At 56.6% G+C, this 14,384-nt stretch carries 8 protein-coding genes; 4 read left to right on the forward strand and 4 right to left on the reverse strand.

The window, feature by feature from the left end; all coding sequences use genetic code 11:
• Positions 1-160: 160 nt before the first annotated feature.
• Positions 161-1,840 (reverse strand): bifunctional protein-serine/threonine kinase/phosphatase, encoded by a 1,680-nt coding sequence (locus FIV45_RS11945; RefSeq protein ID WP_099472019.1) that lies wholly within the window; start codon positions 1,838-1,840, stop codon positions 161-163.
• Between the two features lie 3 nt (positions 1,841-1,843).
• Complete coding sequence (locus FIV45_RS11950) at positions 1,844-3,322, reverse strand: NarK family nitrate/nitrite MFS transporter (RefSeq protein ID WP_099472018.1); 1,479 nt, start codon at positions 3,320-3,322, stop codon at positions 1,844-1,846.
• 446 nt (positions 3,323-3,768) lie between these two features.
• Between FIV45_RS11950 and nirB the strand changes: the two genes are divergently transcribed.
• The 4 genes from nirB (at position 3,769) to FIV45_RS11970 (ending at position 10,462) form a co-directional block, all read left to right on the forward strand.
• Positions 3,769-6,204 (forward strand): nitrite reductase large subunit NirB, encoded by a 2,436-nt coding sequence (gene nirB / locus FIV45_RS11955; protein ID WP_099472017.1) that lies wholly within the window; start codon positions 3,769-3,771, stop codon positions 6,202-6,204.
• Between the two features lie 4 nt (positions 6,205-6,208).
• Entirely contained in the window at positions 6,209-6,553 is a 345-nt protein-coding gene (nirD, locus tag FIV45_RS11960) for a nitrite reductase small subunit NirD (RefSeq protein ID WP_099472016.1), read from the forward strand.
• Positions 6,546-9,188, forward strand: coding sequence for a nitrate reductase (locus tag FIV45_RS11965; RefSeq protein WP_099472015.1), 2,643 nt, complete (start codon positions 6,546-6,548; stop codon positions 9,186-9,188). The genes nirD and FIV45_RS11965 overlap by 8 nt, the downstream gene beginning before the upstream one ends.
• Before the next feature lie 245 nt (positions 9,189-9,433).
• Positions 9,434-10,462, forward strand: coding sequence for a LacI family DNA-binding transcriptional regulator (locus FIV45_RS11970; RefSeq protein WP_099472014.1), 1,029 nt, complete (start codon positions 9,434-9,436; stop codon positions 10,460-10,462).
• A 1-nt stretch (position 10,463) separates the two neighbouring features.
• On the opposite strand, the gene FIV45_RS11975 is transcribed toward FIV45_RS11970, so the two are convergent.
• Together FIV45_RS11975 and FIV45_RS11980 are read right to left on the reverse strand one after the other, a co-directional pair.
• Positions 10,464-12,854, reverse strand: a complete 2,391-nt coding sequence (locus tag FIV45_RS11975) for a glucan 1,4-alpha-glucosidase (protein WP_099472013.1) — start codon at positions 12,852-12,854, stop codon at positions 10,464-10,466.
• A 25-nt stretch (positions 12,855-12,879) separates the two neighbouring features.
• A complete protein-coding gene (locus tag FIV45_RS11980) occupies positions 12,880-14,382 on the reverse strand; it encodes an MFS transporter (RefSeq protein WP_412973719.1) in 1,503 nt (500 codons plus the stop codon).
• Positions 14,383-14,384 lie beyond the last annotated feature (2 nt).

The raw sequence follows: 14,384 nt of genomic DNA on the forward strand, positions 1-14,384 counted from the left end.
AAGAGGAGCACTACCTTAACGGCTCTGTCACTTTAACTTTTTCAGTACGAAGAGTTTGGCTAAAGTTAACGTGTCAAGCCCGTATATATTTATGGCCGACAAAGCGATCTGGGACGAACTTGGAAAATTTCCCAAATTTACCCCCCCATAAATACCGACCTTATCGCAAAAGCAGGGCCAATATCAGGAGAAAGGCGAGAAGGCCGGACAAGGCGCGCCAGAAGGTGAGCGGGTCCTTTTCGAGCAGGGGCATGAACGCAACCCGGGCCTGAACCGGGGGTGGCACGGTAAAGTCCCGCTCAAACTGCGACAGGCTTTGATATCTGTCCCGTGGATCTTTCAGTACCGCCTTCTGCAGCACCGGATCAAGCCACGGCGGGATGTCCGGATTCACCTGGGATGCCGGAATATAGTCCAGATGGCGCACATGGCGCATATTGGCAAACCCCTTGCCGTAAGGCAGCTTATGAGTCAACATCTCGTAGATTACCACGCCCAGCGAATAGAGATCCCCCCCCCTGTCGCCATCACCATACAGAAGATATTCCGGCGCCATATAGTCGACAGCCCCGGCAGGCAGTCGCGTCTGGCTGGCGTCTCTGCCCTCTTCAACGCTCGCCACCTTGACCGAACCAAAGTCAATGATCTTCACCGTACCGGCAGCATCTATCATGATATTTTCAGGCTTCAGGTCTTGATGCACCATGTCCTGACGATGCATCGCCCGCACACCCTGGATGAGCTGGCGCAGAATATCCCTGACCATGCTCATTTCCGGCGCAGGGTGATCATTGATCCATTCCCGTAAGGTTTGCCCTGCAATATATTCGGTAACATAATAGAGACAGCTCCGATCGCGCGCGAAAGGCAACACTTTCAGGATATGCGGCGAACTGACCTGGCGACCGACCCATTCCTCGCGATGAAACATTTCGATGTAATGTGCATCATCATTGAAGTTGGCCGACGGTGTTTTCAAGGCCACCAGGTCGCCGTTCCCCCGGTCTCTGGCGAGATAAACCTGACTTCGGGCATTGGCATGCAGATCACGTATGATCTCATAGCCATCCAGCAGCATCCCTGGCTCAAGCTCCGGCGGAAAAGACAGATGGCATCGCGCCCGGAAGGCATTTTCTCTTCCAGTGTCGTCAATGCGAATGACCTGACAGGTCAGGTTGTCGTCACTCCCGTGATCCAGCGCGTTTATGCAAATCTCCTGAGCCACTTTCATCAAGTCATCCGGGTGGCGTTCCACCACCTGTTTCATCATCACCGGGCCGGCGAATTCATGCACCCCGTCCGTGGTCAGGAAAAAAACATCCCCGCGCCGTACCTCAATAATACGATAATCGATTTCAAGATGCTGTCCTGTTCCCATTGCGCGGGCGAGTGCACTGCCCTTGCCATAACGGTGATCTGTGGTCAGTTGATCAATTTTCCCCGCCCGCAAGAGACAGATGCGGCTGTCGCCAATATGAAAGATATAGGCCGATCCAGACTTTACCACCAGAGCGCTTAACGTACTCACCATGCCCAGGTCCGAGCCATAGACGGACTGCCCCTGACCATACATCCAGCGATTGGTGGCAAGCAAGATCTTGCTGATCGATTTCTTGACACTCCAGCTGTCCGGTGTCGAGAAATAATCCTCCAACAAAGACTTCACGCAGGTTTCGCTGGCCGCCTTGCCTGCCTGACAGCCACTCATCCCATCCGCGACGGCAACGGCAATGCCTTTGGTCAGGGTCTGCAGCTCTTCCGGCAGCATGACCCCGTAGGAATCTTCATTCTCCTGTTTGACCCCTTTATCGGAAAAGGCGCCGATGGTAATTTGTGTCATAGACTAACCGACCTTGATCATCTCTATCGTCCCGTCAGGCAGGATTTCGGCAATTTCGCCGGCAGGCTCCTCCATGAAAACCGCCACCAGCAGAAAGACAATAACAGCACTGCCGCCAATCACCATAAAGAAAATCTGTGGCGCAACGAAGGAGAATACCGTGAGAAAACACACCGCACCGATATTGCCGTAGGCGCCAACCATCCCGGCGATCTGACCCGTCATACGACGTTTGATCAGGGGCACCGTGGCGAAGACTGCGCCTTCCCCGGCCTGCACAAAGAAAGAACAGCACATGCAGGCCAGAACCGCCACAGGCACCGCCCAGTCGGCCGTGATCTGTGACATCACCAGATACCCCACCGCCAATCCCACCAACAGCACCATCAACGACGTCTTGCGGCCAAACTTATCGCTGAAATACCCGCCGCTGGGGCGCGCCAGCAAATTCATAAAGGCAAAACTCGACGCCACCATTCCCGCCATCAATGGGGTCAGGCCGAAGGTATCCATAAAGAAAAGCGGCAACATGGACACAACAGCCAGTTCTGATCCGAAGGTGACCAGATAGGCCAGATTAAGAATGGCGACCTGCTTGAACTTATACTGCTGCAGGGGATCCATCCCCTGTTTCAAATGGCCTTCATTGACCTTGAAAATATGATAAACCTGATAAAGAAACACAGCAAACAGGCCGATATAAATCGCCAGCACTGTCGCGGGCGCGAGAATTTTCAAATTTTGCGGTCCAAGCTTCCAGGCCAACAGGGCCAGCGTCAGAAACATTGGCGCTTTCATGATGACATACAACAACATGTCCTGTTTACTGCTGATTTCCATCGCGCCGGCTTTATTGGGTTTGAAATAGGTCGCGCCCTGCGGCGTGTCACGGGCATTGATATAAAAAACAAACGAATAGACCAGAGCCAATAACCCCGTTGAGCCGATCGCATAGCGCCAGCCATCATCCCCGCCGAACAAATAGGCCACCGTCGGCAGCGTGAGGGCGGCCGCTGCTGAGCCGAAATTACCCCATCCGCCATAGATGCCTTCGGCAAGGCCAACCGTCTTCGCCGGATACCATTCACTGATCAGGCGAATGCCAATCACAAACCCCGCCCCGACAAAGCCCATCAGAAACCGCGCCAGCGCCATGGTTTCAAAACTGTCCGCCAATGCAAAAAAGAAACAAAGAAAGCTTGAGATAAACAGCAGGGCCGAATAGACAACCCGTGGTCCGAATTTATCAACAAACATCCCGATAATCACCCGCGCCGGAATGGTCAGCGCGACATTCAATATAAGTATCGCCGTAACCTGTTGCTTGGTGAGCCCCAGGTCTTCCCGGATCATCGCCATCAGCGGGGCATGGTTGAACCAGACCACAAAGCTGATAAAAAACGCGATCCAGGAAAGATGCAGGATCCTGGTCTTGCCCTTAAAAGAGAATAAATTCATTTCATATGAGGATGGTGCAGACATAGTTCTTAATCCTTTGATAGCGCTTCAACAGGCCCCCATTTCAAGCGGGTCCCGCTTCCCTGATACACATCAAAGCAAATAACGTGCCACACATATTGCAGTGCAACAAAATTTCTTAAATAGTGTGGCCAATCAATAGTATTCCTCTCTCTCAGCAACAGACACGCACCTGAAGAAGATAAAAGCGCCCCCCATTGAAACGCTTTTCTTTCTGCCCTTTTTTTTACCTCTCTTTGCTAATTTGTCTATATTTTAACCAAAACTATATAATGGTTATTTTTTAGGCATACTTATGAGCACCTGCACAATAACCGCAGAAAACAGGCTGTCTCGCCCCCTAAACCGCCCTTATTTAGAGATAAAATGCAGGGAAATAAAAACTGGCACAGGATTTGCTTCTAGGAAGGAGAGTAGAAACCCTATCTTCAACAGTCAAAGGGATCGAGATGAAGAAAAAGCTTGTCGTAATCGGCAACGGCATGGCCGGCATGAGGGCCTTGGAAGAATTGCTGGATCTGGCGCCAAATAACTATGATGTCACCGTCTTTGGCGCCGAACCACATGTGAACTACAACCGGATCATGCTCTCGCCTGTTCTCGCCCGGGAACAGGCTTTTGAGGATATCATCATCAATGATTTGGCCTGGTATGAAGACAATAACATTTGCCTGCGCGCGCACGAGAAAATTGTCGCCATCAACCGGTCCAACAAAACCATCATCAGTGATCAGGACAGAATTACTCCTTATGATATTCTGTGGCTTGCCACCGGATCCGATCCCTTCATTATTCCGATACCCGGCAAAGACCTGAAAGGTGTGACCACATTCCGTGACATGAGCGACGTCACGACCATGATCGACGCCTCTGAGACCTATCAAAATGCCGTGGTGATTGGCGGCGGCTTGCTGGGACTGGAAGCCGCCTACGGGCTCAAGAAAAATGGCATGAAGGTCACTGTCATTCACCTCGCCGACACCCTGATGGAACGCCAGCTCGACGAGGCGGCGGGATTCTTGCTGAAGTCTGAACTGGAAAGTCGTGACATCACCATTCTGACCGGTGCCAATACGGGGGCTCTTGTCGGCAAGGACCGGGTCGAAAGCGTGCAGCTCAAAGACGGTACTGAAATTCCAGCGGATCTGGTGGTCATGGCGGTTGGCATTCGACCCAATATGACGCTAGCCCGTGCCGCCGGCCTTGAGTGCAATCGCGGTGTTGTGGTCAATGATCATCTCCAGACCAGTGATCCCGATATTTTCGCGGTCGGTGAATGTGTGGAGCATAACGGGCTAACCTACGGACTGGTGTCACCGCTCTATGAAATGGGCCGCGCCATGGCCGGTTATATGGTGGGTCATGGCAGTCGCTACAAAGGCTCTGTCACCAGCACCAAACTGAAAGTCACGGGCGTTGAGCTTTTTTCCGCCGGGGATTTCAATGGCGGGCCGGATTGCGAGGATATCGTCTTTCGGGACGCGCGCCGTGGGGTCTACAAACGTTTGGTGATCAAGGACGACCGCATTGTCGGCGCCGTGCTATATGGCGACGCCGCCGATGGCCCCTGGTATTTCCAACTGATGAAAGACAAAGACAAGATCGCCGACATTCGCGACTATATGATCTTCGGCCAGGCCCTCGCCATGGGAGACAACGCCGCGGACCCCATGGCCGCCGTTACAGCATTGCCGGATAAGGCGGAAATTTGCGGCTGTAACGGCGTATGCAAAGGCGCGATAACATCCGCCATCCTCACCAAGGGCCTCACCAGCCTCGACGAAGTGCGGGCCCACACCAAGGCCTCGGCCAGCTGCGGCTCCTGCACCCATTTGGTGGAACAGGTAATGGCCCTGACCCTCGGCGACAGCTATCAGGCCCCGACCGCCACCCCCATGTGCGGCTGCACGGATCATACCCATGATGACGTGCGCCATCTGATCCTGCATCACCAGCTGAAAGAAATTCCGGCGGTCATGCAGATGCTGCAATGGAAAACCCCCAACGGCTGCTCCAAATGTCGCCCGGCGCTGAACTATTACCTCATCGCCGCCTGGCCCGGCGAATATCAGGATGATTATCAATCCCGTTATATCAATGAGCGCGTGCACGCCAATATTCAAAAAGACGGCACCTACAGCGTGGTGCCGCGTATGTGGGGCGGCCTGACCACCCCGAACGAACTGCGCGCCATCGCCGACGTTACCGATAAATTCAACATCCCCACGGTCAAGGTCACCGGTGGGCAGCGCATCGACCTTCTCGGCGTCAAAAAAGAGGACCTGCCCGGCGTCTGGGCCGATCTGAATGCCGCCGGCATGGTATCCGGTCACGCCTACGGCAAATCCCTGCGCACGGTGAAGACCTGTGTCGGACAGGAGTGGTGCCGCTTCGGCACCCAGATGTCCATGGGCATGGGGGTTGATCTTGAACGCATGGCCTGGGGCAGCTGGACGCCTCATAAATTTAAAATGGCTGTGAGCGGCTGCCCGCGCAACTGCGCCGAGGCGACGATCAAGGACTTTGGCGTTGTGGCGGTCGACAGCGGCTGGGAACTTCATGTCGGCGGCAATGGCGGCATGCATGTGCGGGCCTGTGATCTGTTGTGCAAGGTGACCACTGACGCAGAGGTCAAGGAATATTGCGCCGCCTTCATGCAGCTCTATCGTGAGGAAGGCCATTATCTCGAACGCACCGCCCCCTGGGTGGAACGGGTCGGCCTCGACAGCATCAAACAGCGCATCGTCGAGGATGCGGAAAACCGCGCAAATCTTGCCAAACGCTTCCATATCTCGCAGCAGGGCAATCAGCAGGACCCCTGGGCCGAGCGCGCCAAACATAATGTTCACGCCCATGAATTCAAACCCCTTGCAGACGTAGGATAACAAGATGAAACCAAATTGGATCGAAGTCGGCCTGAGTGAGGATATCCCCTATCTGGGGTCGCGGGTGATCAAAACCGGCGGCACGGACATCGCGATCTTCAAAACCGCCACCGGAGAATTATTCGCCCTGGAAGATAAATGCCCTCATAAAGGCGGCCCCTTGTCCCAGGGCATTGTCCACGGCAGGAGCGTCTCCTGTCCGTTGCATAACTGGGATATTTCACTGGAAGACGGCGAAGCACTCGGGCCCGACAGCGGCTGCAGCCATGTCATCGCTGTTGATATCAAAGACGGCATCATTTACCTTGACCTTCCCTCGGAAATGAAGGCCGCCGGCGCCCATGGCTAACCCGGTAAAAACCACCTGCCCCTATTGCGGCGTCGGCTGTGGCGTTCTGGCCACCCGCACAAAGGAAGGCAAAATTCAGATCGCGGGCGATCCCGAACACCCGGCGAATTTCGGCAAACTCTGCTCAAAAGGCGGCGCATTGGCGGAAACTTTGGATCTCGAAGATCGCCTGCTGCTTCCCGAAGTCAGCTGTCAGAAAGTGGGATGGTCGGCGGCGCTTCAGGCCGCCGCCGATGGCCTGAGCGCCGTCCGAGAAGAACATGGTCCCGACGCCATCGGCTTTTATGTCTCCGGCCAGTTGCTGACCGAAGATTATTATGTAGCCAATAAACTGATGAAGGGTTTCATCGGTTCCGGTAATATTGACACCAATAGCCGCCTGTGCATGTCGTCCAGCGTCGCCGGCCACAAGCGCGCCTTCGGCAGCGACACCGTGCCGGGCAATTATGAAGACTGGGATCAGGCGGATCTGGTGGTTCTTGTCGGCTCGAACGCCGCCTGGTGCCACCCGATCCTCTTTCAACGCCTGCGGCATGCTCGGGAAACCCGCGGCGCCAAACTGGTGGTGATCGACCCCCGCCGCACGGCGAGCTGCGACAGTGCCGACCTGCATCTGGCGTTAAAACCCGGCACGGACGTGCGATTATTTAACGGCTTGCTCGCTCATCTGGCGGCACAAGATTGTCAGGATAGCAATTTTGTCGCCCGGCATACCCACGGCATGGCGGATGCACTGGCAAGTGCCCGCGCCGATGCGCCGGACATCGCCCATCTCGCTCAGGCCTGCGGCCTCTCGCTCAAAGACATCACAGCATTCTTCGACCTGTTCGCCACCACGGAAAAGACCCTCACTGTCTATTCCCAAGGGGTGAACCAGTCGTCTCAGGGCACCGACAAAGTCAATGCCATTCTCAATTGTCACCTCTATACCGGTCGGATCGGCAGACCCGGTATGGGTCCCTTCTCCATCACCGGACAACCCAACGCCATGGGGGGACGCGAAGTGGGAGGACTGGCCAATACTCTGGCGGCCCATATGGAATTTGATGATGTTTCTCGCGACCGCCTGAGTCGTTTCTGGGACACGAAAACCGTAGCATCCGCCCCGGGCCTCAAAGCCATTGATATGTTCCGCGCCGTCCACGAAGGTAAAATACGCGCCATCTGGATTATGGGCACCAATCCGGCGGCCAGCCTGCCCGACGCCACATTCGTCCGCGATGCGCTTGAAAAATGCGATCTGGTGATTGTCTCCGACGTCATGGAAAATACCGACACGCTGAAATATGCCCATATCGCTTTTCCGGCCCGGGCCTGGGGTGAAAAGGACGGCACGGTGACCAATAGTGAACGCCGCATTTCGCGCCAACGCGCTTTCCTGCCCGCGCCGGGAGACGCGCGCCCCGACTGGTGGATCATCAGCCAGGTCGCCCGTCGCATGGGCTTTGCCGAAGCCTTTCCCTATGAAACACCCGCAGATATCTTCCGCGAACACGCCGCCCTCAGCGCTTTGGAGAATGACGGTCGCCGTGACTTTGACCTGTCGGGATTAAAGGATATGGATACAGACTCCTATGACGCGCTCGCCCCGGTTCAATGGCCGGTCAGCCCAGCACACCCCACGGGCAGAAAGCGATTGTTCGATGATGGATATTTTTTCACGGATGACCAGCGCGCGCGCCTGATCGCGGTGTCTTGTCGGCCTCCGGTTCACACACCAGACAAAGCCTATCCCCTTATCCTCAACAGCGGTCGCCTGCGCGATCAATGGCACACCATGACCCGCACCGGCAAAGCTTCCCGTCTCAACGCCCATCAGGACGAGCCCGCCCTCGCCCTGCATCCCTTAGACGCAGAACTTTATGATCTTGGGGCAAATGGTTTCGCCAAGGTCAGCAGTCGTTGGGGGACCCTTCTGGTGCGGGTTCAAATCACGCCAGACCAGACACCGGGTCAGGTCTTCCTGCCCATTCACTGGACAGACAGCCATGCGGCGCGCGCTGTTACGGGGTGCCTGGTCAATCCCGCCACCGACCCCCTCTCCGGTCAACCGGAATTAAAACACACGCCGGTCAAAGTGGAAAAATGGAACCCCGACTGGCATGCTTTTTTGCTCACCCGCCACAAGATCATGCCGGAAGGCGTCGATTATTGGAGCTATAGTCGTCAGGACTCCTGTCACGCCCTCGAACTGGCCGGCCAGGGCAGACTGGCGGGCAGTGATTTTCTGCGGCCCTATCTCGACCTTCACCAAGACCCCGATACATTGAATTTCTCCAACCCCTTGTCCGGCCAAAAGCGGCTGGCCCTGATCCGCAAGGATCAGTTAGCGCTATGCCTATTCACCGCCCACAAGGGAACTCTGCCAGACCGCAATTGGCTACAGTCTCTATTTAGTTTGGATAAGTTGGAGGAAAAACTTGTCGCGACGCTGTTATCCGGTCAGCCCCTTGACCCGCAGGCGGCACCCGGCCCGATCATCTGCGCCTGTTTCGGGGTGAGTAAAAAAGAAATTCTCACCGCCCGTCGTGAGAAAAGGGCCCTCACCGTCAACGACATTAGCCATTTGCTTAAAGCCGGCAGCAATTGCGGGTCCTGCCGACCAGAGATCAAACAGCTGATGACCGGCAGCTAAGGCCAATGCGCGAGACGACACAATCCGTCCCGGTAACGCCACAGATATGTGTCGCCGTTGAAAAGGCAAGTACAGGTGGGCCCGTCCGATTGGAGGGGAATCTTAGTTATATAATAAAAACATAATATAAAGTAACATACGTATGCATACTTGCTAATTTTATGCATACGTATGTAATATAGGGGATATGGGTAGAGGAGGTCGCATTAACCGGAAACCGGGCTGCGACTATAGGGTAGTGACCAATGAAAGACGATAAGCCGACATCTTTTGATATCGCGCATCTGGCGGGCGTGTCTCAGCCCACCGTGTCGCGCGCCCTGCGCAACAGCCCGCTGGTCAGCCTGGAAACGCGGGAGAAGATTCAGGCCATCGCCAAAAAACTCAATTACCAGGTCGATATTAACGCCCGCAATCTGCGCTCGAAGAAAACCAATACCCTGGCGCTGCTGTTCTGCGAGGACCCCGGCAGCGACAACAGCCTGATCAATCCCTTCTTTCTCAGCATGCTCGGCAGCATCACCCGGGTCTCGGCGCAGCGCGGCTATGACCTGCTGATTTCCTTTCAGCAGCAAAGCGACGACTGGAATGCGGATTACGAGACGGCTCATCGCGCCGACGGGATTATTTTCCTCGGCTATGGTGACTATATCACCTATGTGGAGAAGATCGCTCACCTCGACAGGATGGGGGCGCATTTCATCACCTGGGGGCCGGTGCTGCCCGATCAGCCTGGTCATTTCATCGGCTGCGACAATCTCAACAGCGCTCATCTGGCGACCCGCCATCTGATTGAACTCGGCCATAAGAAGATCGCCTTCCTCGGCATTGCGTCGGAACATCGCCCGGAATTCAACCAGCGCTATCAGGGCTATGTCAAGGCCCTGCTTGACGCCAAACTGATGGTCAATCCGAAATTGCAGATTGACGCCGACACCTCGGAAGAAATGGGTTATCAGGCGACCATAGAGCTGCTCAAAAGCAAGCTGCAATTCGACGCTATATTCGGCGCCAGCGACCTGATCGTCATCGGCGCCATCAAGGCATTGAAGGAACATGGCCTGAAGGTGCCCGCCGATGTGGCGGTGGTCGGCTTCGATAATATTCCCGCCGCCGCCTATTCCAACCCGCCCCTGACCACCATCCAGCAGGACACCACCCTCGCGGGCGAGCTTCTGGTCGATAACCTGTTGCGCCTGATCGAAGGCGAGGAGGTCGCCTCGACCCTGATGCCCGCCAAGCTGATCGTCCGCGCCTCCTCCGGCGCGTCCTAGCTTATTTCCCGTAGCGCGCGCCGACGACACTGTAATGATCCCAGACCTTGCGGTCACTTAAGGAGCGCACCAGCTTGACATATTCCGCATGCGTCCAGGCGAGCGGCGTCGCTGAATTGGTGCCTTCGCCTTTGACATAGCCCGCCGGGCTGTTCACCCCGACCCCGTCCCATACCTGTTCCGGCAGCATCATGCCGTCATTGGCGAACAGCTCCATGCCGCGCACGTAGGTATTCTTCAGGGTGGCTATTTCTTCGTCTGTGACCTTGTCCCGCCCGGCCCGGGCCAGTTCATAATGACCGCGCTCGCCGGTGAAGAAGGGCCAGACCCGGCCCCGCTGACCAGGACTCATTTTGCCGTAGTTTCTGCCATCGCTGGCGTCCTCGCCGTAACCGTCATTGCCGTAGCGCCGCCAGCCGGGGAACGTCCCCTCCACACCTTCGAAGCTGAAGTCATATTTGACCCGCAGGGCGTCATCACGGGTCTGATCATCCAGTTCCGGCAGCGTATCCAGGATCGCTGCATGATCCGCCGGACGCACGCCGTAGCGCACGAGCTCAAGAAAGCCGCCGTCGAGGATATCCTGCTCCGCCATCGCCGAGCGACCATTGTTGGGCGATACAACGCCATCATCATTAGGATCTTCATTGGCGGTGATGCGCAGATAATATCGGCCATTGCCCGCCCCTGTCTCCTGTGTGCCCTTGGTGGTGAACATGCGGGCTTCGATCTTGGCTTCATAGTCATCCGCCGCCGCGAGGTACGTCACAGCCCCAGCCTCATCCCCGGCCAGCCGGGCGATATCCGCCGCCGTCACCAGTCCGGCAATCACCGCCGCAGTGGTCGAAGGGCTGTAGCCCGTCTGCTCTTCCCAGCGTTCCTGCTGTGTTTTCGGCGGGGTGATCAGTTGTTTGTTCCAGCCCACCTGAACCTCGCCGCCCTTCACCAGAAAATCCGCCGCCGGTTTCAGCATCGCCTGATACCAGTGGCGCAATTTTTCGTCGGACAAAATACCCGCCTGATGCAGTTTCCAGCCCAGCATGATCGGCATCGCCGTCTGATCGAGCTGCACACCGACCCATTCCAGATCGCCATTCACATGGGTTTTCTGCAGGAACCAACCGGTCGCCCCCTTGTTGCCAGATGTCTTGTCACTCACCTGCACTTTTTCGAGATAATTAAACGCCCGGAGCGGTGTTTCCCGATCGCCGAGCGCCAGAAAGGCCATGGCGCATTGATAGAAATCCCGCGGCCAGACCGCCTTATAGCCGGTCGCCGCCGCTTCCGCCGAGGCGGTTTCACCCCAGGGGTTCGACAGAGAGGCAATCAAGGCCCCCGCGTGGGTTTTATCTTCCTGGGCTTTCAGCACCAGGGCGCTGGTATAGAGTAATTTTCCGCCGTCCGTGGTCGCCCCAACCATCTGTGGCAGGTCACTGAGGCTCTTGAGGTAATCTTCCCAGCCGACGGCCTCCCCGATCCCGTTATAGGCGGCGAGAACCGCATCATAGCCCTTGGCCAGTGTCTCAGTTGCGGCGGATTCGCTGGCGGCAGCCGTCACGCCAAAACCAAGGGTGAAATCATACGTCACCTCTCCGCTTGTGACTTTATCCAGCTCCGCCGTCAGCGCCACATTGCCCGGCGCATCGCCAGTGGTGACATATTGCCAATCCATGACCCCATTGTCGCCCAGGTCCGCCACGCCGTCGGAGCGGCCGACGAACCCGGCGGAAGCTTTGACAAAGCTGCGGCTGGATTTCACGGTCAGATGGCGGTCGCCTTCCCAAGCCGTGAGCCCGTCGAGGTTCGCCTGCGCCTGATCACCGCTGCCGGTATTGGCCATATGGGGATTGAGGCTGAGATAGGGGGTCATCTCCCCCGCCAGCGCCCGGAAGATCACCTTCATATAGAGCGTCTGGCCGTCGGGATCGGTGAAGATATGCTTCTCAATCTCATATTTGCCCTCCCGGTCGCGGTTGACGATCCGGTAGGCCAGCGACAGGGGCCGCCCCGCATCATTCTTATAGAGGTAATCAATCGTGCTGATGGTGTCATCTTTTTCCGTATCGAGAAAACCCTCCCCCTTGATCAGGAACTGCATGTCCTTGATCTGCGCCTCATGGATCATACCAAACATGGTTTCGGTGAGGATGCCTTGGGCGACGGAAAACCAGACTTTTGACACGGGGCCTGTCACGCCCTGGTCGTCATAGCCCGCGCCGCTATAGGCCTCATAGGACGTGCCAATGCCGGTCTTGCCCGCAAAGGCCCAGACAGAAGGCACCCCCGGTGCGCCCGGCGCAACCTTCTGATCCGGCGTGGTTTCGTTGGCCGCGCCACAGGCGCTCAAGGCTCCGATCACGGTCAGCAGGCTCAAATTTCTCGAAAAATTCATTTTACTCTATTCCTATCAGGTGGTTTTATCCGCGGTCTTCAACCCGCAATGTGGCAATCCCGGCGACGATCATGCAGGCCCCGCCAAGGACCAGCGCGTAAATCGGCGCGCCACCAAAAAGCTGTTTGACCAGCAGCCCGAGGACACTGGCCGCCATGATCTGCGGGATGACGATGAAGAAATTGAAAATGCCCATATAAAGTCCCATCTTGCGGGCCGGTACGGCGCTCGACAACAGACTATAAGGCATGGACAGGATCGACGCCCAGGCAATGCCCACCCCGATCATCGGCAGCCACAGCAGCGCCGGGTCGGCAATGAACAGCATGGAAATCAGCCCCACCCCGCCGAGGCTGAGATTGATCATATGGGCGATCTTGCGGTTGGTCAGGCGCGCCACCACCGGGATCAGAAAAGCCGCCAGGGCGGCAAAGCCGTTATAGGCGGCAAACAGGATGCCGACCCAGTCGGCCCCTTCGTTATACAACGCCGAGGTTGGGTCTGTGCTGCCATAATGAAAACTGGTCACGGCCGGGGTGGTGTAGATCCACAGGGAAAACAGGGCGAACCAGGAAAAAAACTGCACCACCGCCAATTGTTGCATGGCGCGGGGCATATGAAACAAATCATCAACAATCTGATAAAAACCATTGTCGGTGTGGCCCCGGGTCTGCAAACCGCCACTGACGATCTGCATCACGCCGAAGGCCATCCCGCCAAGGCTCAACAGATAAAGCTGCGCATCCCAGCTTAACCCATAGATCGCCGCCGTGAAGATCGCCCCGGCCAGAAGCCACAGCGCCCCCTGCTGGCGATAGGTCTTTGGACTGCGGGTTGCTGTGCGCGTCGCGTCCGGCTCATCGGCCTGTACCGCCTTCTCGAAGGCCGCGAGTTCTTCCGGGGAATATTCCTTGGTGGTGAAAATCGTCCACAATACCGCGACCAACAAGGCCGCGCCGCCGAGGTAAAAGGAGTAGATCACCGTTTGCGGGATCCCGCCTTCCGGGGCCACGTTGCTAAAGTCGAACCAGTTGGTCAGCATCCAGGGCAAGGCCGAGGCCACCACCGAGGCGACCCCGATGAAGAAGCTCTGCATGGCATAGCCCATGGTGCGCTGCCGGTTGGGCAGCATATCGCCGACGAAGGCGCGGAAGGGCTCCATGGCGATATTGATCGAGGCGTCCATGATCCACAGCATCCCCGCCGCCACCCACAGGTAAGGCGAATTGGGCATGACAAACAGCGCCAGTGTCGCCAGCACCGCGCCGATCAGGAAATAAGGCCGTCGCCGCCCCAAGCGGTTCCAGGTTTTGTCGCTCATATAGCCGATGATCGGCTGGACCAGCAGCCCGGTCAGGGGAGCCGCCACCCACAGGATAGGAATGTCATCAATATCGGCGCCCAGAGTCTGGAAGATCCGGCTAACGTTACTATTCTGCAGCGCGAAGCCGAACTGGATGCCGAGAAAGCCGAAACACATATTCCAGATCTGCCAAAAGGACAGCTGCGGTTTACTTTTCATACTCATAC

Origin of the sequence: Paremcibacter congregatus (assembly GCF_006385135.1) — a bacterium.
Classification (GTDB): Bacteria; Pseudomonadota; Alphaproteobacteria; order Sphingomonadales; family Emcibacteraceae; genus Paremcibacter; species Paremcibacter congregatus.